General features: G+C 67.7%; 20 protein-coding genes. 7 read left to right on the top strand and 13 right to left on the bottom strand.

Annotated features, from left to right (window positions below; genetic code table 11):
* Nucleotides 1–2: 2 nt before the first annotated feature.
* Nucleotides 3–668, bottom strand: a complete 666-nt coding sequence (locus AC1DBL_RS02880) for a histidine phosphatase family protein (RefSeq protein WP_441416837.1) — start codon at nucleotides 666–668, stop codon at nucleotides 3–5.
* Between the two features lie 214 nt (nucleotides 669–882).
* Between AC1DBL_RS02880 and AC1DBL_RS02885 the strand changes: the two genes are divergently transcribed.
* The 3 genes from AC1DBL_RS02885 to AC1DBL_RS02895 all read left to right on the top strand — a co-directional run bounded on the left by AC1DBL_RS02885 (nucleotide 883) and on the right by AC1DBL_RS02895 (nucleotide 3318).
* Complete coding sequence (locus AC1DBL_RS02885; protein WP_175321455.1) at nucleotides 883–1431, top strand: YceI family protein; 549 nt, start codon at nucleotides 883–885, stop codon at nucleotides 1429–1431.
* A 209-nt stretch (nucleotides 1432–1640) separates the two neighbouring features.
* Nucleotides 1641–2225, top strand: a complete 585-nt coding sequence (locus AC1DBL_RS02890) for a hypothetical protein (RefSeq protein ID WP_441416836.1) — start codon at nucleotides 1641–1643, stop codon at nucleotides 2223–2225.
* A 214-nt stretch (nucleotides 2226–2439) separates the two neighbouring features.
* Nucleotides 2440–3318: a GtrA domain-containing protein gene (locus AC1DBL_RS02895; RefSeq protein WP_476925554.1), complete on the top strand. Its 879-nt coding sequence runs from the start codon at nucleotides 2440–2442 to the stop codon at nucleotides 3316–3318.
* Nucleotides 3319–3365: 47 nt separating this feature from the next.
* Here the strand turns inward: AC1DBL_RS02895 and AC1DBL_RS02900 are convergent, their stop codons facing one another.
* Entirely contained in the window at nucleotides 3366–4061 is a 696-nt protein-coding gene (locus AC1DBL_RS02900; protein ID WP_441416835.1) for a redox-sensing transcriptional repressor Rex, read from the bottom strand.
* 103 nt (nucleotides 4062–4164) lie between these two features.
* Nucleotides 4165–4437 carry a glutaredoxin family protein gene (locus tag AC1DBL_RS02905; RefSeq protein ID WP_441416834.1) on the bottom strand — a complete coding sequence of 91 codons (273 nt, stop codon included), beginning with the start codon at nucleotides 4435–4437 and terminating at the stop codon, nucleotides 4165–4167.
* 121 nt (nucleotides 4438–4558) lie between these two features.
* Between AC1DBL_RS02905 and AC1DBL_RS02910 the strand changes: the two genes are divergently transcribed.
* On the top strand, nucleotides 4559–5377 hold the full coding sequence (locus AC1DBL_RS02910; RefSeq protein ID WP_441416833.1) for an HAD family hydrolase: 819 nt from the start codon (nucleotides 4559–4561) through the stop codon (nucleotides 5375–5377).
* A 163-nt stretch (nucleotides 5378–5540) separates the two neighbouring features.
* Here the strand turns inward: AC1DBL_RS02910 and AC1DBL_RS02915 are convergent, their stop codons facing one another.
* The 3 genes from AC1DBL_RS02915 to AC1DBL_RS02925 all read right to left on the bottom strand — a co-directional run bounded on the left by AC1DBL_RS02915 (nucleotide 5541) and on the right by AC1DBL_RS02925 (nucleotide 7351).
* A complete protein-coding gene (locus AC1DBL_RS02915) occupies nucleotides 5541–5639 on the bottom strand; it encodes a 30S ribosomal protein bS22 (protein ID WP_003792170.1) in 99 nt (32 codons plus the stop codon).
* 194 nt (nucleotides 5640–5833) lie between these two features.
* Nucleotides 5834–6046 carry a helix-turn-helix domain-containing protein gene (locus AC1DBL_RS02920; protein WP_346957799.1) on the bottom strand — a complete coding sequence of 71 codons (213 nt, stop codon included), beginning with the start codon at nucleotides 6044–6046 and terminating at the stop codon, nucleotides 5834–5836.
* A gap of 192 nt (nucleotides 6047–6238) precedes the next feature.
* Nucleotides 6239–7351 (bottom strand): 3-deoxy-7-phosphoheptulonate synthase, encoded by a 1113-nt coding sequence (locus AC1DBL_RS02925; protein WP_476925427.1) that lies wholly within the window; start codon nucleotides 7349–7351, stop codon nucleotides 6239–6241.
* 290 nt (nucleotides 7352–7641) lie between these two features.
* On the opposite strand from AC1DBL_RS02925, the gene AC1DBL_RS02930 reads away from it, so the two are divergent.
* Nucleotides 7642–9012, top strand: coding sequence for an alpha-hydroxy acid oxidase (locus AC1DBL_RS02930; RefSeq protein ID WP_476892018.1), 1371 nt, complete (start codon nucleotides 7642–7644; stop codon nucleotides 9010–9012).
* Nucleotides 9013–9099: 87 nt separating this feature from the next.
* On the opposite strand, the gene AC1DBL_RS02935 is transcribed toward AC1DBL_RS02930, so the two are convergent.
* Complete coding sequence (locus AC1DBL_RS02935) at nucleotides 9100–9642, bottom strand: ArsR/SmtB family transcription factor (RefSeq protein ID WP_441416830.1); 543 nt, start codon at nucleotides 9640–9642, stop codon at nucleotides 9100–9102.
* 89 nt (nucleotides 9643–9731) lie between these two features.
* Complete coding sequence (locus tag AC1DBL_RS02940; RefSeq protein ID WP_476892016.1) at nucleotides 9732–10955, bottom strand: acetoin utilization protein AcuC; 1224 nt, start codon at nucleotides 10953–10955, stop codon at nucleotides 9732–9734.
* A gap of 102 nt (nucleotides 10956–11057) precedes the next feature.
* On the opposite strand from AC1DBL_RS02940, the gene AC1DBL_RS02945 reads away from it, so the two are divergent.
* Nucleotides 11058–12491 (top strand): TrkH family potassium uptake protein, encoded by a 1434-nt coding sequence (locus tag AC1DBL_RS02945; RefSeq protein WP_476925428.1) that lies wholly within the window; start codon nucleotides 11058–11060, stop codon nucleotides 12489–12491.
* A 40-nt stretch (nucleotides 12492–12531) separates the two neighbouring features.
* Complete coding sequence (locus AC1DBL_RS02950; RefSeq protein ID WP_175321539.1) at nucleotides 12532–13170, top strand: potassium channel family protein; 639 nt, start codon at nucleotides 12532–12534, stop codon at nucleotides 13168–13170.
* Between the two features lie 34 nt (nucleotides 13171–13204).
* On the opposite strand, the gene AC1DBL_RS02955 is transcribed toward AC1DBL_RS02950, so the two are convergent.
* The 5 genes from AC1DBL_RS02955 to AC1DBL_RS02975 all read right to left on the bottom strand — a co-directional run bounded on the left by AC1DBL_RS02955 (nucleotide 13205) and on the right by AC1DBL_RS02975 (nucleotide 18080).
* Complete coding sequence (locus AC1DBL_RS02955; protein WP_476925429.1) at nucleotides 13205–14722, bottom strand: FAD-dependent oxidoreductase; 1518 nt, start codon at nucleotides 14720–14722, stop codon at nucleotides 13205–13207.
* Between the two features lie 75 nt (nucleotides 14723–14797).
* Complete coding sequence (locus AC1DBL_RS02960; RefSeq protein WP_441416826.1) at nucleotides 14798–15382, bottom strand: HhH-GPD-type base excision DNA repair protein; 585 nt, start codon at nucleotides 15380–15382, stop codon at nucleotides 14798–14800.
* A 56-nt stretch (nucleotides 15383–15438) separates the two neighbouring features.
* Entirely contained in the window at nucleotides 15439–16272 is an 834-nt protein-coding gene (gene proC, locus AC1DBL_RS02965; RefSeq protein ID WP_441416825.1) for a pyrroline-5-carboxylate reductase, read from the bottom strand.
* 247 nt (nucleotides 16273–16519) lie between these two features.
* Complete coding sequence (locus AC1DBL_RS02970) at nucleotides 16520–16861, bottom strand: YciI family protein (RefSeq protein WP_441416824.1); 342 nt, start codon at nucleotides 16859–16861, stop codon at nucleotides 16520–16522.
* A gap of 199 nt (nucleotides 16862–17060) precedes the next feature.
* Nucleotides 17061–18080, bottom strand: coding sequence for a Ppx/GppA phosphatase family protein (locus AC1DBL_RS02975; RefSeq protein ID WP_476908381.1), 1020 nt, complete (start codon nucleotides 18078–18080; stop codon nucleotides 17061–17063).
* Nucleotides 18081–18143: the final 63 nt, after the last annotated feature.

Raw genomic sequence — 18143 nt, forward strand, 5'->3', positions numbered from 1 at the left:
GTTCAGGCTCCCGGGGTGCTGGAGGCACCGGGCAGGAGGACGGCGGCGGGCTCGCTGTAGTCGACGCGAAGCAGCGTCCCGTCGTCGTTGAATACGAGGGAGGTCACGGAGGTGAGCGTGCATTCGCGCTTGCGCGGGTCGTGCCACAACGGCCTGCCCTCGGCGCTGAGCCGGGTGGCCCAGATGGGCAGCTGGTGGCTCACCAGGATGGCCTCGGCGCCGTCGCCGCCGAGCTCGACGGCCCGCAGGCGTGCGTCCTGCACCGCGGCGGTCACGCGCGCGGCCTGCTCTTTGTACGGCTCGCCCCAGGACGGCCGGAGCGGGTTGCGGAGCATCGGCCAGTGCTTCGGTTTGAAGATCTCGCCTTTGGACACCTGCATCCCCTGGAAGTAGTTGGCGGCCTCGATGATCCGCTCCTCGGTGGCGATTTCAAGGCCGAGGGCCTCGGAGATCGGCTGCGCCGTTTCCTGCGCACGGGTCAGCGGGGACGCCGCGAGGTGCACGATCTTCGCCCCCTGCGCGGCGCGGTCACTGAAGTGCTCGGCAAGCATCCGGGCCATCTGCTGACCCAGTTCGGAGAGGTGGAACTCGGGCAGCCTGCCGTACAGGACGCCTTCGGGATTGTGGACCTCGCCGTGGCGGAGCAAGTGAACAGTGGCTTGGGGCATGTGTACCAGTTTCTCAAAGGGCAGGGGCAATGACGAAATCTTCTACAAGAGGTAGAACTGAAACTTTTTGGGAAATGTTCCCCGGGGGTGGAATAAAAGATGCAAATGCATGTTTATACTGGGTGAAGCAGTTAGTTGAGACTTCAACCAATGAAGTGAAGACCGACGATCAGATGAACTTCCGCACGACCCACCCGACTCAAGGAGAATCACCATGGCACTTCCCGCCAACCTCACCACCGGCACCTGGACCCTCGACTCCTCGCACAGCGAAATCGGCTTCACCGTCCGCCACGCGGGCATCAGCAAAGTCCGCGGCCAGTTCAAGGAAGCCGACGCAACCCTGGACCTCGCCGAGAACGTCGCCGACTCCAAGGTGAACGCCACCATCAAGACCGCGAGCTTCGACTCCGGCGACGTCAACCGCGACGGCCACGTCCGCGGCGAAGACTTCTTCGACGTCGAGAAGTTCCCGGAGATCTCCTTCGTCTCCAACGCCATCGTCCCCAAGGGCGACGCCTACGAGCTCCAGGGCGACCTCACGATCAAGGGTGTCACCCGTCCCGTAGCGCTGGAAACCGAGCTCAACGGCGTGGCCGTTGACCCGTTCGGCAACACCCGCGCCGGCCTGACCGCCGAGACCACAATCAGCCGCAAGGACTTCGGCCTGACCTGGAACGCCGTCCTCGAGGCTGGCGGCGTGCTGGTCAGCGACAAGGTTGCCATCAACCTCGAACTGGCCTTCATCGCCCCCGCAGCGTAGTCCGCGCCGCCCCGAGCGGCGGACAGGGCCCGTCCACGCGACGCCCTCTTCAACACCCCGCGCCATCCCCGGATGGCGCGGGGTGTTTGGTTTAACCGGGGCCGCTTCGGGGGCTGACTTGGGCGCGTTCCACGAGCGCGCCGGGCGGCCTCCGCTCCCGCCCCGGAGTCAGCTAGGAACCACCGGTTTCGCGGTCTAAAGTGAAATCCATGAGCAATACCGGCGACGTCCCCGAGCCCGATCAGCCAGGCGCCATTCCGCCGGAACCGGGCAGCGTTCCGCCGGTCGGACCGGGTCAGCCCGGGCGGTTCGGCGGGTTCCGGATCGAGTGGCCGGCCGACCGGCCGCGGAACTTCCGGGACGCGCTCCCCCTGGGCGGTTATTCCGGGATCCTCAACCTCCCGGCCATGCCCACGGAGCTGAAGATCTCCTACTGGGTCTGGGTGATTGGCGGGTTGCTCGGCCTGCTCGCAGGCGTGATCGGGCTCTTCGGCACCCTGGTCCTCTTTGTGGTCTCGCCCCCGGCCGGCATCCTGCTGCTATTGCTGGTGCTGGTGGCGGTAGCCCTGGCCGCGGCACAGGTCACGCTGGCGATGAAGATGAAGGAGGGCTGGGAATGGGCCAGGTTCGCCCTCACCATCGCCGCTGGCGTCAGCCTGGTGCTCGCCCTGGCCAGCATCGGCGTCGCGGGGGGCGGAAGCTGGCCCGGCTTCGTCATCAGCCTGGTGGCGACCGTGCTGATGTGGCTGCCGAAGTCGCAGGCCTGGTTCGACGCGTTCAAGGGCCGTTCCTGACCTTCCTCGGCACCAGGCTGCTCCTCGGTGGCTTTGCCTCCGGAAACGCGGATACCCGCGTGCCGGCGGCTCCAAAAATGCCCCTCAGAATACCTCCGCGGAATGACCCAAACCGCCGCGAGCGCGGGGTACGGTGTAGTTAAACCATGCTGGGGGCAGGGTGAAGACACTGGTCCCGGTAGCCCATCCCGTCATCGAAATGCAAAGGACCGCCATGAGTAACCCGCCAGTCGAGCCTTCCAGCCCGGACGGACCCGAGTCGGGCAAGCAGGCTCCGCAGTACGGCCAGAACGCCCCCCAGTTCGGACAGCAGCCGCCGGCTCCGCAGTATGGGCAGAACGCCCCGCAGGCGCCCCAGTACGGCCAGCAGGCTCCGCAGTATGGCCAGAACGCCCCGCAGGCTCCCCAGTACGGGCAGCAGGCTCCGCAGTACGGGCAGCAGGCTCCGCAGTACGGGCAAAACGCGCCCCAGTACGGGCAGCAGGCTCCCGGCTATGGCCAGCAGCCGCCGGCCTACGGGCAGGCCCCGGGCCAGTTCGGCCAGAGCCCCTACGGCCAATCCCCTTACGCGCAGTATCCGTCGGAACTCCCCACCGGCGGAGCCGGGACCAGGCCGCCGCAGCTCGACCTCGCCTTCTGGCTCATCATCGGTGCGGGCATCCTGTCCCTCATCAGCAGCCTGGTTGTGTCCTTTACCGGGGCGGACTACTTTGAGACCGCTATGCAGCAGGCCGGCGCCCAGCAGGGCAGGAGGCTCTCAGCGGACGAACTCAATGCGGTGCGGGCAATCGTCCCCATCAGCGGCATCATTGGCGGCCTCATCTCCTTCGGGCTCTACGCACTGGTCGCATTCCCGGTCCGCAAGGGCAAGAATTGGGCCCGCATCCTGGGAACGGTCTTTGCCGCCCTGTCGCTGTTTGGCCTGTTCGGCGGCGTATTCGCCTTCGGCGCCCTCTCCGGCGTGCTGCAGATCATCGTGATCCTGATGGGCGTGGCCGGCATCGTGATCCTGTACCTGCCGACGGTTTCCCCCTACTTCCAGAAGCAGCAGCCGTTCTCCAACCCGTACGCGCAGAACCCCTACGGCCGCTAACCAGGAACCGCTGCAGAGGGCGCGGGACCCGGATGGGCCGACTGAAGTCAGTCGGCGTCTTCCGGGTCCTGCGCCCTTTGTGCGTGGTAGGCGAGAATCTGCAGCTCGGTGGCCATATCCACCTTGCGGAGATTGACTCCCGGCGGGACCTGCAGCATGACCGGGGCGAAGCTCAGGATGCTGCGCACGCCTGCGGCCACTACCCGGTCGCACACGCTTTGCGCCACGGCCGCGGGCAGCGCCAGGACCACCATGTTGGTCCCGGTGCGGCGCAGCACGGCTTCCAGATCTGCGGCGTCGCTCACCCGCAGCCAGCCAACCTCGCTGCCCACCACCATCTGGTCGGCGTCGAAGATCGCCACGATGTCAAAGCCCCGGGACTCGAAGCCGCCGTACCGGGCGAGGGCCTTGCCGAGGTTGCCGGCGCCGACGATCGCAACTTTCCAGTCATGGGTCAAACCCAGGGCCGCGGCAATGTGCCGGTTCAGGTACTGCACCTCATAGCCCACGCCCCGCGTTCCATAGGACCCCACATAGGAGAGGTCCTTGCGGAGGGTGGAGGAACTGACGCCCGAAGCCTCGGCGAGCGATTCAGAGGAGACTCGGTCCACCCCCTCGGCCAGCAAAGTGGTCAGGGCGCGCAAATAGATCGTCAGCCGCGCCACGGCCGCGGGCGGGATCTGCTTGGCAGCAGGTCCGGCCGCCCCGGGCAGGGCGTCGGGTGAAGAATCCAGCGAAGTCACTATCTGCTCCATTGCGTCGCGTTGTGACTCCACTCTAGAGCCCCCGCAGTTCGGGCCACAAAGCCGGGGACCGCGTCGCCGCAGCCGCTTGCCCGGGGTGCACTCAGGCTGACTGGCCGAGGGCGCGGCGCAGGGTTCGGGCCAGCCGAACCTCGTCGATCCGCCAGAAATCCCGCTGGACCCCGTCCACCAGCAGTACCGGGATCTCCTCGGCGTAGCGCTCGCGCAGGACATCGTCGTCGTCGATGGACCGCTCGGACCAGCCGAGTCCCAGCGCAGCGGTGACCCGGCCGACGGCGTCGCGCGCGTCCGCGCACAGGTGGCAGTCAGCTTTGGTGATGAGTACGACATCGGGAAGGGGCGCGGGTATGGCCATGGTTCCACGGTAGCCCGGCGCCCGGCCCGGCGTCGACGCGACCTGGTGTTCCAGCCGGGCGGCCGGTGCGGCGGGGCCCTTTCTGCGCGTGGGATCCCCCGCCATTGACTAGACTCGTGGCATGCCCGAGGAGAAGATCGTCGCTGTGGCCACGCGGCCTGTTGCGTCACCGCAGCACGGCGAAGCCGCCTTCTTCGACGTTGACAACACCCTTATGAGGGGCGCCAGTCTCTTCCACGTGGCCCGCAAAATGCATCAGCGCGGGGCGTTCACCATTCCCCAGGCGGCGGGCTTTGCCTGGAAGCAGCTGATGTTCGTGTTCCGCGGCGAGAACATGGACGACGTCCACGCCGTCCGCGACACCGCCCTGAGCCTCGCCTCGGGTTTCACCGTGCAGGACATCGAAGCCCTCGGCGAGGAAGTCTACGACGAGATGATCGAGTCCCGGATCTGGCCCGGCACCAAGGCCCTGGCCGAACAGCACCTGCGGGTGGGCCGCCGGGTCTGGCTGGTCACGGCCACGCCGATCGAGGTGGCCACCGTCATTTCCACCCGGCTGGGCCTCACCGGCGCCCTCGGCACCGTGGGCGAGATCCACGACGGCTCCTACACCGGACGGCTGGTGGGCGAAATCCTGCACGGCCCGGCCAAGGCCGTCGCAGTCCGCGGCATTGCCGAGGCGGAGGGCCTGGACCTGAACCGCTGCTGGGCCTACAGCGACTCCCACAATGACATTCCGCTACTCAGCATGGTCGGGCACCCGGTGGCCATCAACCCCGACGCCCGGCTGCGCCGCCACGCCCGCGAACACAACTGGCCGGTCTACGACTTCCGGTCCGGCCGTCGCGCCGCGACCCTGGGCCTGAAGGCCGCAACCGTCGGCGGGGCCATCTACGGTCTCTGGCGGGGCTTCTCCCGCTTCCGCGGCCCCACGGCCTAAGCGCACTCCGGGGCCAGCCCGCTACGCGTTCGGACGGGCGCACCCCGGATCCCGGGTGCCCCTGTCCGGATCCGCCGCGTATTGCCGGATCCGCCGCGCGTTGCCGAAAAGAAAATGCCCGCCGCCGTAAAGGCAACGGGCATTGACGCTGTTCGAAGTATCTCTACTTCTTGTTGCGACGCTGGTGGCGCGTCTTGCGAAGCAGCTTGCGGTGCTTCTTCTTGGCCATACGCTTGCGACGCTTCTTAATAACTGAACCCACGAAAGTTCCTTACCGGCTAGATGCAGTACCTGCCCGTTGGGAAGGGTCCGCGGGCTAAGCAAGCAGACTGAACAACTGACAGGTTATTACAATGACGTAAAACGTTCCTTAACAGGGTACCGCCTATCCGGGGCACACCACGACCGCAGGCCCCGGGAAGGGGTCTGCCGCGGCCCGGTGCGACAGCGGAAGACTCAGGCCGTCTCAGTACGTCCGTCAACAACAGCACCCTTGAGATACTGTTCGACGGCGTTTTCCGGAACCCGGTAGGAGCGGCCAAAGCGCACCGCCGGCATTTCGCCGGAGTGCACCAGGCGATACACGGTCATCTTTGATACCCGCATTACATCCGCGACCTCGGCCACGGTGAGAAAGCGCGCGTTGGAGAAGTTGGCCTCCGAAGACATTTCCCTATTCCTTTTGCTCAAGCGAACGGCTGCCCCGTCTGAACGACATGGCGGTGTGCCGATGCTGAGCCATCAAACAACCATGTGCTAGATACTCTAGGGGTTCATGGTGCCAATGTGAAAGGTTTCCGCAGGATTCTGCGAAGGATTTCCGCAGGATTTTCCCGCTTGGCCCCTCCTGCGCCCCCGCGTTCAACCCCGGACCCGCCGGGTGCGTGCCGACGCCGCCAGCTGGCCGAGCAGCGACGCCGTCACGTCCCAGTCCATGCAGGCATCCGTGACGCTCTGGCCGTACAGCAGCTGATCGGTTCCCGCGGCGTGTTCGGCAACGTCAAGGGACTGCGCCCCGCCCACCAGAAAGCTCTCCAGCATGACGCCGGCGATGGCGGACGCGGAGGCCCCGCCGTCCTCGAGCTGGGCACCGATCTCCAGCGCGACCTCGGCCTGCCGGTGGTGGTTCTTGCCGCTATTGGCGTGGCTCGCGTCCACGATCAGCCGCGGGTTCAGCTGCCCGGCGGCGAGCCGGGCGGAGGCGGCTTCGACGTCGGCGGCGGAGAAGTTCGGGCCGTCGCTGCCGCCGCGCAGGATGACGTGGGTGTCCGGGTTTCCGGCGGTGCTGACCAGCGCGGCCCTTCCGTCGCCGTCGATCCCCAGGAAGGCCTGGGCGGCACCCGCAGCACTGCAGGCGTCAAGCGCCACCTGCAGGCCGCCGTCGGTCCCGTTCTTGAAGCCGATCGGCATGGACAGCCCGGACGCCAGCTGGCGGTGGATCTGGCTTTCCGTGGTGCGCGCCCCGATGGCACCCCACGCGACGAGGTCCGCCATGTACTGCGGGCTGATGGGCTCGAGGAATTCCGTGGCGGTGGGCAGTCCCAGCGCGGTGACCTGGCGCAGGAACTGGCGGGCGGCGCGCAGACCCGCGGCAATGTCGTGGCTGCCGTCGAGCCGCGGATCGTTGATCAGGCCCTTCCAACCGACCGTGGTGCGCGGCTTCTCGAAGTAGGTGCGCATGACGATCAGCAGGTCTTCGCGGTGCTTCTCGGCCTGGCTGACCAGCCGGCGGGCGTATTCCAGTCCGGCCTTGGGATCGTGGATGGAGCACGGGCCCACGATCACCAGGAGCCGGTCGTCGACGCCGTCCATGATCGCGCGGACCTCGTCCCGGCCGCGGCCGACGACCTCGGAGCCGCGGGCATCCAGCGGGAGTTCCGCGATCATCTCCTGCGGGGTGGGCAGCGCGGTGAATTGGCTGACGCGCAGGTTGGACGTGGTCTGCTGGCTGTCAGGGGCTGCTTCGATGCTCATGGTGGGTCCTGTTCCGGGTGCGGAGCGGGCCCTGATCAGAACCCGCCGGAGAAATGGCGAAGGGCAGAGGATGATCTCTGCCCTGTTGGCTCTGAAGGTGTGTTGGATGCGTGTCAGTTAGACGCGGGCCCCTCCAGAGCCAACGAAAAATACGCATACCAACGGTTAGTCATGCCACCGACCATAGCTCCGTCAACAGCCGGAGGGCAAAGCGGCGCCGTAATATTCCGACGGCGTCCCTTAGAGTGTGGTTGGACCACAGACTGTGACGAGACGCACCGGAGGCAGCAATGACGCAACCCCCCATCATGGGCAACCCCGAGGCCCCTACGACGGCGGAGGACACCGCCACCAGCCATCACACCGGCGGGACTTCCGCCAACGGGACGCCCACCGCAGGCAGGGGCCCGGTGCCGCGCGGGGGCGGACTGCCTGCCGCCCTCAAGCGCCGGGTGCCAAAGTACGCTGACCTCGCACCGCTGATGCAATTCCAGAAGCCGGACTTCGGCCGCGAGGCGAAGCTGCGCCGGGCCAGCACCATCTGGGATCTGCGGGACATGGCCAAGCGTCGCACCCCGAAGGCGCCGTTCGACTACACGGACGGGGCGGCCGAGGCCGAGATCACCCTGCGCCGGGCCCGCCAGGCCTTCCTGGACATCGAATTCCGTCCCGGCATCCTGCGCGACGTCTCCAGCGTGGACCTCGGCACCGAGATCCTGGGCAAGGCCGCCCGGCTGCCCTTCGGCATCGCGCCCACCGGCTTCACCCGGATGATGCAGTCCGAGGGCGAGTACGCCGGTTCCCGGGCCGCCGCGGCCGCCGGCATTCCGTACACGCTCTCCACCATGGGCACCGCGTCGATCGAGGACGTGGCCGCCGCGGCCCCGGACGGCCGCAACTGGTTCCAGCTGTATCTGTGGACGGACAGGGACCGTTCGCTGGAACTGATCGAACGCGCCGCCCAGGCAGGCAACGACACGCTCATGGTGACGGTGGATACCGCCGTCGCGGGCGCCCGCCTGCGCGATGTCCGCAACGGCATGACCATCCCTCCGGCGCTGACGCTCAAGACCGTGCTGGACGCTTCCTACCGGCCCGCGTGGTGGTTCAACTTCCTCACGCACGAGCCGCTGACCTTCGCCTCGCTGTCGCGCTACACCGGCACCGTGGCGGACCTGATCAACTCCATGTTCGATCCCACCCTGACCTTCGCGGACCTCGACTGGCTGCGTGAAACCTGGAAAGGCAAGCTCGTGGTCAAGGGCATCCAGACCGTCGACGACGCGCGCAAGGTCGTGGACCACGGCGCGGACGGCATCGTGCTCTCCAACCACGGCGGCCGCCAGCTGGACCGGGCCCCCATCCCCTTCCACCTGCTCCCGGAGGTCTCCGCGGCGCTCAAGGCGGACAACAGCGACGCTGCAGTCATCCTGGACACCGGCATCATGAGCGGCGCGGACATCATCGCGGCACTGGCGCTGGGTGCGGACTTCACCCTGATCGGCCGCGCCTACCTTTACGGCCTGATGGCCGGCGGCCGGGCCGGGGTGGACAGGGCCATCCAGATCCTCGAGACGGATATGCGGCGCACCATGGCGCTGCTGGGCGTCAGCCGGATCTCCGAGCTCACCCCGGACCACGTCCGGCTCCTTGCCAGATAGCCCACGGTTCCGCGAGAGGGCAGTTCGCGGCAGTGTTTGTGCCGAACACTGCCGCGAACTGCCATCTGGGCGCGGCAGTGGGGCCTGCTACTTTTTCCGGCCGAATTTTGGCAGGTTCGCCAGCAGGTCCGCGGCGCGGGTGGCGGCGCGGCCAACGGTCCGGCCGATCTGCTGCGGCCGTTTGTCCTCCCCGGCGGTGCCGACGGGGAGGGCGACGGCGGGGCTGAGCGTGCTGCCCGCGGTACGTTCGGCCAACGCCGCTGCGGCCGGTTCCGCTGCAGTCGGCGGGGTAGTCACGGCGGCGGCAAGACTGTCCGGGCCGGGTGCCGGGGTGGCGGGCGGCGTCGAGGGCTCGGCAGCGGCAGCGCGGCCGACGTCGAACGTCTCGAGCCAACTGGCGACGCCAGCCAGCGGCTTGGGGTTGAGCGCGTAGTATCGCTTCTGGCCTTGGGCGCGCATGCTGACCAGGTCGGCTTCGCGCAGGACTTTAAGGTGCTTGGAAATGGTGGGCTGGCTCGCCTCGAGCTCCTGGACCAGCTCCCCCACCGCTTTGTCCCCGTTGCGGAGGGACACCAGAATGTCACGCCGGGTTGCCTCAGCAATGACGGCAAATACGTCGTCTGTCACCATGCCCTCCACCCTAGCGACATATACGCCGGATGGCATCCACTAATTACGGGCGTCTGCGCAGCCCTCGCCCGGCAGCCCGGAACCGCAGCCTAGTCGAACCAGGGATCCAGTCCGTAGAGCGGGAAAACTTCCTTGCGGGTGGCCATCACGGTGCGGTCCACCTCGTCGTTGGGATCGAACCCGACCTCCCAGGAACGCCACCAGAGATCGACGTCGTCGCCCATCACCGTAGGCGGTTCGACGCCGTACTTGGCTCCATATTTTTCTTGCACATATTGCCGCCAGTCCTCGGGGACGGCGGTCCGCAGCGGGACCGGGCGCCCGGCGGCGATCGCGATCAGGTGGCTCCAGGAGCGCGGGACCACTGTGATCACGTTGTAGCCCCCGCCGCCGGTGGAGATCCAGCGGTTCTCGCAGTAGCGGGCCGCGAGGTTGCCGATCGCCGTGGCGGCCTCCCGCTGGCCGTCCACGCTGATGTTCAGGTGCGTCAGCGGATCCAGGCGGTGCGAATCACAGCCATGCTGGCTGACGATGACCTCCGGCTCAAAGGCTCCCACCAACTGCGGAACGATCGCGTGGAAGGCCCGCAGCCAGCCGGCATCTCCGGTCCCGGCCGGGAGCGCCACGTTCACGGCGCTGCCCTGGGCGTTCGGGCCGCCGATCTCGTTGGCGAACCCGGTGCCAGGGAACAGCGTCAGCCCGGTCTCGTGCAGCGAGATCGTCAGCACCCTGGGATCGTCCCAGAAGATGCTCTGCGTTCCATCTCCGTGGTGCGCGTCGACATCGACATACACCACCCGTTGCACGCCGCCATCGAGCAGCCGCTGGATGGCCAGGGCGGCGTCGTTGTAGATACAGAAGCCGCTGGCCCGCTCGCGGGAGGCGTGGTGCATGCCGCCGCCGAAGTTCACGGCCCGGACCGCGCTGCCGTCCAGGATGGCGGCGGCCGCCAGCAGGGAGCCGCCAGCCAGCCGCGCGCTGGCCTCGTGCATGCCGGCGAAGGCCGGGTCGTCTTCGGTGCCGAGGCCGCGTTCCAGATCCGGGGTGTCCGGGTCGGCACTGACGCGGCGGACGGCGGCGACATATTCCGCGCTGTGCACGGCACCCAGTTCCTCGTCGGTAGCCACCGAGGGTGCCGCCACGCTGACGTGGTCCAGGTCCAACAGTCCAAGGCTCCGGGCCAGCCGCGCGGTGAGCTCCATACGTTCGGGCGCCATCGGGTGGCTGTGGCCGAAGTTGTACGCCGTCATGGCGGAGTCCCACACCACCGTCGTCGGCAGGGCGGTCTGGGCGAGTCCGGGCAGGAAGGTCATCAATCACAGGCTACCGGAGCGCACCGCCCCGATCCCCGTCGTTGCGCGGAATATAGTGGTTTACTACTGAAGGACGCCGTTTCAACCGAGGACAAGCCGCACATGACGCAAAGCCAGTCGAGGTCACCGAGCCCGGCCAGCTGGCACCCCGGCCAGCCGGAGCGCGAGGGCCTGTGGATCTTCACCCGGTTGCGCGACTTCGTCGACGACATCGCCAACACCTCCCCGGCCCGCCTGGCCGTCTCCGCCTTCGCCGTGGTCGTCCTGATCTTTACCGTCCTGCTCACCTTGCCCGTGTCCTCGGCGACGGGGCAGGTGACCCCGCTGCACCAAGCCCTCTTCACGGCGGTGTCGGCGGTATGCGTGACGGGGCTGACCGTTGTGTCCACGGCGGTGCACTGGTCCTTCTTCGGCCAGCTCGTGATCCTGGTCGGCATCTTCGTCGGCGGCCTCGGGACCCTGACCCTGGCGTCGCTGCTGGCACTGATGGTCAGCAAGAAACTCGGTGTGCGCGGCAAGCTCATCGCGCAGGAGGCCATGAACAACGCGGGCCGCCTCGGCGAGGTGGGCACGCTGCTGCGGATCGTCATCGTCACCTCCGTGGTCATTGAGGCGGCCCTGGCCGCTGCCCTGGTTCCGAGGTTCCTGGCACTGGGCGAAAGCGTCGGCCAGTCATTCTGGCACGGCGTCTTCTACTCCATTTCGGCGTTCAACAATGCCGGCTTCACGCCCCATTCGGACGGCATCGTGCCGTACGAAACCGACCTGTGGATCCTGATTCCGCTGATGATCGGCGTCTTCCTTGGCAGCCTCGGCTTCCCGGTCGTCATGGTGCTGCAGCAGAACGGCCTGAACTGGAAGAAATGGAACCTGCACACCAAGCTGACCATCCAGGTCTCGCTGATCCTGTTGGCCGCGGGCACCGTGCTCTGGGGGCTGATGGAGTGGGAGAACATGCGCACCATCGGCGGCATGAGCCTGGGCGACAAGATCACGCACTCGCTTTTCGCCTCCGTGATGACCCGCTCGGGCGGCTTCAACCTGGTGGACCAGAACCAGATGGACTCCACCACCATGCTGCTGACCGACGCGCTGATGTTTGCCGGCGGCGGCTCGGCCTCGACCGCCGGGGGCATCAAGGTGACCACCATCGCGGTGATGTTCCTGGCCATCATCGCCGAGGCCCGCGGCGACGCTGATGTGAAGATCTACGGCCGCACCATCCCGGAGGGGACCATGCGGGTGGCCATCTCGGTCATAGTCGCCGGCGCCACCCTGGTGGCGGTCTCGGCCCTGCTGCTGCTGCAGATCAGCGGCGCATCGCTGGACCGGGTGTTGTTCGAAACCATTTCAGCGTTCGCCACCGTGGGCCTGAGCACCAACCTCAGCGCAGAGCTGCCCCCGGCCGGCGTCTATGTCCTCACCGTCCTGATGTTTGCCGGCCGCGTCGGCACCGTCACCCTCGCCGCTGGGCTGGCCCTGCGCCAGCGCAGCCAGTTGTACCACTACCCGGAAGAGAGACCGATCATTGGCTAGTTCCTCAGGCGCCGTCAACCGTCCCGCCCACAATGCGCCCGTGCTGGTCATCGGGCTGGGCCGCTTCGGCGCGTCCACCGCAGAGCAGCTGGTGAAGCAGGGCCGCGAGGTGCTGGCCATCGAACGCGACCGGAACCTCGTGCAGAAGTGGGCCAGCGTGCTGACCCACGTGGTGGAGGCCGACGCGACCAACATTGACGCCCTCCGCCAGCTCGGCGCGCAGGAGTTCAGCTCCGCCGTCGTGGGCGTGGGCACCTCCATCGAGTCCTCGGTGCTGATCACGGTCAACCTCGTGGACCTCGGCATCGAGCACCTCTGGGTCAAGGCGATCACGCCCTCGCACGGCAAGATCCTGACCCGCATCGGCGCCAACCACGTGATCTACCCGGAGGCCGACGCGGGGGTCCGGGCCGCGCACCTCGTGTCCGGCCGGATGCTGGACTTCATCGAGTTCGACGACGACTTCGCGATCGTAAAGATGTACCCGCCGCGCGAGACCGTGGGCTTCACCCTCGACGAATCGAAAGTGCGCTCGAAGTACGGCGTCACGATAGTGGGCGTGAAATCCCCGGGCGAGGATTTCACCTACGCCCGGCCCGAGACCAAGGTTTCCGCGCGGGACATGCTCATTGTCTCCGGTCACGTGGACCTGCTGGAACGGTTCGCCGCAAGGCCGTAGCAACGCTCCCCCGTGCCGGCGGCCGTCGCCGGGCCTAGAGGCCTCGGTGGCTGGAAGCAGTGACGTCCGGGGCGGGGCCGGCGGCCAGGTTCCTTGTGGCCGGCCCCTGGATCACGGTGCCGCCAGTGCTGAACCGGGAACCGTGACAAGGGCAGTCCCACGTCACGTCCGTCCGATTGAACTCCACGGTGCAGCCAAGGTGCGTGCAGACGGCCGAGACCGCCTGGACGCCCCCCGTGGGACTGACGTACACGGCAGTTTTGGCGCCGTTGACGTCCACCACCTTCCCCTCTCCCGGGGCCACCGACGCCGGAACAGCGTCGGCGCCGGAAACCTCCTCCGCCGGGCTCGGCCGCGCCGCCTGCGCGGCGCCGCCGCTTCGGTTGCTGTCGAACACCGCGGCCCACTGGTTGGCGGTGCCGCCCAGTGTGTCCCGGAGGATCAGGGCGGCGGCAGTGCCGTTGGTGAGGCCCCACTTCCGCAGCCCGGTGATCACGTGGACATGCCGGGACTCCGGAGCCATGCGGCCCACGTACGGCAGCCCGTCGGCAGGCATGGCGTCCTGGGTGGACCAGCGGAACGCAATCTCCCCGGCGCCCAGGCGGTCGCGGGCAAACGCCGCCAGCCGCCGGTATCGTTCGGCGGAATCAACGCCTTCGGTGGCCGGGTGTCCTTCGCCGCCGGCCAGCACGTAACTGGTACCTTCGACGTCGACGGTCAGGATCGAGCGCATCGGCTCATCAACGCTGACAAAGGTTGCGTCCAGCGGAGCAACTGGGCTCTTGCCGGCGACGACATACGAGCGGTGCGCGTAGCATCGCCCGACGTAGAGCCCGCCGTCCCCGAACGGCAGGTTGGTCGCCACGATGATCTCCTTGGCCCGGACTGATCCCCGTTCCGTAACTACCTCGGCCGGAGCGCCGTCGCGGAAGCTCGTAGCAGGCGACTGCTCAAAGACGAAGCTGCCGTTCCCGTCCACCGCACGGGCCAGACCCTGCACATACCTGAGCGCGTGGATCTGGGCCTGGCCGTCGAACCGGACGGCGCCCCGGACCGCGAAGGGCAGCGGCACCTCTGTCGTGAAGGATGCCGGCAGCCCCAGCCGCGCGGCCAGCGCCGCTTCCTCCCGGACCAGCGCAAGGGCCTGCACGGATTCGGCGTAGGTGTAATTGGCCACCCGCCGGAAGCCGCAGTCGATTCCCTCCGCTGCCACAACGGCCGCGACGTGTTCAATTGCCGCCTCGTTGGCCTGCCCATAGATGCCAGCCGTGGAATCGCCGTGGCGGGCCGCAAGGTCGGAGTAGGCAAGCCGGTGCAGTGAGGTGACCTTGCCCGTGGTGTTCCCGGTGACGCCGGTGCCCACCCGCGCCGCCTCGAGCACGGCCACCGACTGGCCCGCCCGTTTCAGGGCCAGCGCGGTGGTCAGTCCTGCAATGCCGCCGCCAATCACGGCAACGTCCACGTCCAGGGACGCGTCGAGGGGCGCGTACGTTGCGGTTCCGCCGATGGCAGACCAAAGGGAGAGTAGCCGTCCTGCCGCCTGTTCAGTCACGGTCCCGACCTCCACGCACTAGGTTCCCTCCGCCGTCGGGCGCGTCCCGGCGTCGCTGGCTGAGCTACCGCGGGGTCAGGGCCCGGCGGTCTTCGCAGTCTTCGCGGCGGCCTTGGCTGCCTGCTTGCTGGCCCGCACCTTGCTCAGCGACTCCGGATCCACGATGTCAGCGACGGACAGGAAGGCGTTCTCCTGTCCATAGTGGCCGGCGGCCTCGCGCCAGCCTTCGGCCTGGAGCCCGCACTGCTTTCCCAGCAGCGCCAGGAAGATCTTCGCCTTCTGCTCGCCGAATCCCGGCAACGCCTTGAGCCGGCGCAGCACCTCCTGCCCGTCGGGCCCGCCCTGCGTCCAGATGGCCGTGGCGTCGCCGTTCCAGTCAGTCTGTACCGTCTCAGCAAGGGCCTGGACGCGGCCGGCCATTGATCCGGGGAACCGGTGGACGGCCGGGCGCTCCTTGAACAACTCGACGAACCCTTGCGGATCGTAACCGGCGATCGCGGCGGGGTCCATGGACCCGAGGCGCGTCCGGATCTTTTCCGGGCCGGCAAAGGCCGACTCCATGGTCACCTGCTGGTCCAACAGCATGCCGGTGAGCAGGGCAAACGCGTCGTCGCTGAGGAGTTTGTCCGCTGCGGGATCCCCTGTGATGTGCAGTTCCATGGGTCCTATCCTGCCACCCGGTCCGGGCTGAGTCATGGGTTGCGACCGCGTTCCGGCTAGCCGAGCTGCCTGGTGATTTCGGCGGCCCGCTCGGCGGCGGCCCGGGCGCCGTCGGCGATTATCGCCGGGAGTCCGCGCTCGTCGAAGGTGGCGATCGCCCGTTCCGTGGTGCCGTTCGGGCTGGTCACTGCCTTGCGCAGCGCCGCGGGGTCGGCGCCCGGCTCGGCCAGCATGAACCCGGCGCCGGCTACAGTTTCGCGTGCCAGCAGCAGCGAGAGCTCGGCGTCCAGTCCCAGTTCTGCCCCGGCGGCCGCCATTGCCTCGGCCAAGTAGAAGGCGTAGGCCGGGCCGGAGCCGCTGATCGCGGACAGCGCATCCACCTGTTCCTCGGGAATCTCGACGACGGTGCCGACGGCCGCGAAGATGTCCTTTGCCTGCTGCAGTTGCTCCGCCGAGCAGTGCTTACCGGCCGAGACGGAGACGACGCCGCGGCCAAGCCGAGCGGGCGTGTTCGGCATGGCGCGGATCACCGGCTGTCCGGCCGGGAGCGCCGCTTCCAGCTGCTCCAGCGACACCGCAGCGGCAACGCTGACCACGATGGCGTCCGGCGAGAGCGAACCGCTGATCTCCCGGGCCAAAGCGGCGATTCCCACCGGCTTGACGCCCAGCACCACGACGGCGGCGCCGGTGGCGGCCTGCGTGTTGTTCTCCGGCTCTTCTTCGCCGGCGATGGCCGTGATGCCGTGGTGCCGCTCAGCCAGTTCGGCCGCCCGACCAGCCCGGCGCACCGTGGCGACAATGTCCGCGGGGTCCGTGCCGCCCGCGATCATGCCGCCCATGATTGCCTCGTTCATTGACCCACAGCCCAGGAATGCGATTCGGTTGCTCATTCCCCCATCATTGCAGTCCGGCCCGATTCACAGCCAGCTCACATCCTGGGCGCAGCTTGCTCACAAAATCGGGGATTAGCGTAGGTACTACCTCATTGAGGGTGCGAGTGATGATAGGCAGTCATGCGGATGTCTGCCCGGCACCGGTGGGCTGTAGCGGGTTTCCCCCATTTTCCCGTTCCAGACCGCCGGTGCCTTCGCCGTTTAACAGCCCCGTAAGCAGCACACCGGTCCGGCTGGTGCTGGGCTAGTGCTGGATAGGCCGCACTTCGATGGGAAGGGTGGTGGCTCGGGTCAGCCGCCCGGCCCAGCCGAGGGCGGCGTCGAGGTCCGGTGCCTCAATAACGGTGAATCCGCCAAGGTGTTCCTTCGCTTCAACGAATGGACCGTCAGTGATGAGCAGCTCGGTGCCCTCCGGTCGCACGACCTTTGCGGTGTCGGTGGGGTGGAGCCCCGCGGCGAAAACCCAGGCGCCGGCCGCCTTCATTTCGCGGTTCAGGGCCTCCAGGTCCCGCATGATGGGTTCCAGGACTTCCGGGGCGGGGGCCGGGCCGACGGGCTGGTAAACGCTGAGCAGGTACTGGGCCATGGTGCTGTCCTCCTTGACGATTGGGCCGGTTCCTTACCGGCCTCTCACCTTGTAGACGAACGGCGTGCGTCCGGTTCGACACCTTGCTGCCGGAATTATCGGTTCGGAGCGAAAACCGTCCACCCGTCACCGGCCGACCGATGTTGCGTTGCGCCTGTCACGTGGCGCCTGTTACGGAGCGCTTGTTACGTGGCGCTTGTTACGTGGCGCCGGGCCCGTCCGCGTCCGGTGACTGCGGCTCGGCGGGCTCGTCGGCCCGGGCTACGTGGGGCGCGGGCTGCAGCGGCCCCTCAAAGACCAGCTGATCCAGCCGGCGGAGGATCAGACCTTCGCGGAGGGCCCAGGGGCAGATCTCCAAGCTTGGAAACTCAAACATTTCGAGGGCCGCTTCCGCCACCAGCGCGCCGGCCAGAAGCTGGTGGGCGCGGGCTTCGGAGACACCGGGAAGATTCAACCGGTCCTCCACCTCCATGGCCGAGATGCGCTGCGCCCACAGGCCCAGGTCCGTGGCAAACAGTTCCCGTTTGACGTACGGCCCGGCCCCGCTGGGGGCGGCCCCGGCAATGCGGGCCAGCGAGCGGAAGGTCTTGGAAGTGCCGGCCACGTGGTTGGCCTTGCCCAGCTTCGCGAAGTCCCGCACCACGGGCTTCAGGGTGGTCCGGATATAACGGCGAAGCTCCTTGACGCTTTTGGCCGAGGGCGGGTCCTCCTGCAGCCAGTCACGGGTGAGCCGGCTCGCACCGAGCGGGACCGACGTCGCCAGTTCGGGCAGCTCGTCCTCCCCGTAGGCCATTTCGAAGGAACCGCCGCCGATGTCCAGGTTCAGCACGGGACCCGCGCCCCAGCCGTACCAGCGGCGGACGGCGAAGAACGTCATCGACGCCTCTTCGCTGCCGGTCAGCTCCCGGAGCGTCACGGTGGTTTCATGCTTGACGCGGGCCAGGACGGCGGACCCGTTGGTGGCCTCGCGGATCGCGGAGGTGCAGAACGCCAGCAGGTCCTCGGCCTTGTGTTTAGCCGCGAACTCCCAGGCTTCGAGGACGAACTCGATCAGTTCATGCTGGCCGGCGTCGTTGATGTTGCCGTCCGCGTCGAGGAACTGCACCAGGGAGAGTGGGCGCTTGTGCGAGGCGAACGGGACCGGGCGCGCGCCGGGGTGGGCGTCCACAAGGAGGAGGTGGACAGTGTTGGACCCGATATCGAGGACGCCTAGCCGCATGCTGCCATTATTCTCCCCGGAGGGGCTGTGCCCTAACCGGGCGCAGCGGCGAGACCTCGCGCC

The organism is Arthrobacter sp. 10T44 (genome assembly GCF_056393885.1).

What these genes read in the sequence shown, in the direction of transcription:
- AC1DBL_RS02880 (WP_441416837.1), bottom strand. Translation starts at nt 668, where the DNA reads ATGCCCCAAGCCACTGTTCACTTGCTCCGCCACGGCGAGGTCCACAAT.
- AC1DBL_RS02885 (WP_175321455.1), top strand. Translation starts at nt 883, where the DNA reads ATGGCACTTCCCGCCAACCTCACCACCGGCACCTGGACCCTCGACTCC.
- AC1DBL_RS02890 (WP_441416836.1), top strand. Translation starts at nt 1,641, where the DNA reads ATGAGCAATACCGGCGACGTCCCCGAGCCCGATCAGCCAGGCGCCATT.
- AC1DBL_RS02895 (WP_476925554.1), top strand. Translation starts at nt 2,440, where the DNA reads ATGAGTAACCCGCCAGTCGAGCCTTCCAGCCCGGACGGACCCGAGTCG.
- AC1DBL_RS02905 (WP_441416834.1), bottom strand. Translation starts at nt 4,437, where the DNA reads ATGGCCATACCCGCGCCCCTTCCCGATGTCGTACTCATCACCAAAGCT.
- AC1DBL_RS02910 (WP_441416833.1), top strand. Translation starts at nt 4,559, where the DNA reads ATGCCCGAGGAGAAGATCGTCGCTGTGGCCACGCGGCCTGTTGCGTCA.
- AC1DBL_RS02920 (WP_346957799.1), bottom strand. Translation starts at nt 6,046, where the DNA reads ATGTCTTCGGAGGCCAACTTCTCCAACGCGCGCTTTCTCACCGTGGCC.
- AC1DBL_RS02925 (WP_476925427.1), bottom strand. Translation starts at nt 7,351, where the DNA reads ATGAGCATCGAAGCAGCCCCTGACAGCCAGCAGACCACGTCCAACCTG.
- AC1DBL_RS02930 (WP_476892018.1), top strand. Translation starts at nt 7,642, where the DNA reads ATGACGCAACCCCCCATCATGGGCAACCCCGAGGCCCCTACGACGGCG.
- AC1DBL_RS02935 (WP_441416830.1), bottom strand. Translation starts at nt 9,642, where the DNA reads ATGGTGACAGACGACGTATTTGCCGTCATTGCTGAGGCAACCCGGCGT.
- AC1DBL_RS02940 (WP_476892016.1), bottom strand. Translation starts at nt 10,955, where the DNA reads ATGACCTTCCTGCCCGGACTCGCCCAGACCGCCCTGCCGACGACGGTG.
- AC1DBL_RS02945 (WP_476925428.1), top strand. Translation starts at nt 11,058, where the DNA reads ATGACGCAAAGCCAGTCGAGGTCACCGAGCCCGGCCAGCTGGCACCCC.
- AC1DBL_RS02960 (WP_441416826.1), bottom strand. Translation starts at nt 15,382, where the DNA reads ATGGAACTGCACATCACAGGGGATCCCGCAGCGGACAAACTCCTCAGC.
- proC (WP_441416825.1), bottom strand. Translation starts at nt 16,272, where the DNA reads ATGAGCAACCGAATCGCATTCCTGGGCTGTGGGTCAATGAACGAGGCA.
- AC1DBL_RS02970 (WP_441416824.1), bottom strand. Translation starts at nt 16,861, where the DNA reads ATGGCCCAGTACCTGCTCAGCGTTTACCAGCCCGTCGGCCCGGCCCCC.
- AC1DBL_RS02975 (WP_476908381.1), bottom strand. Translation starts at nt 18,080, where the DNA reads ATGCGGCTAGGCGTCCTCGATATCGGGTCCAACACTGTCCACCTCCTC.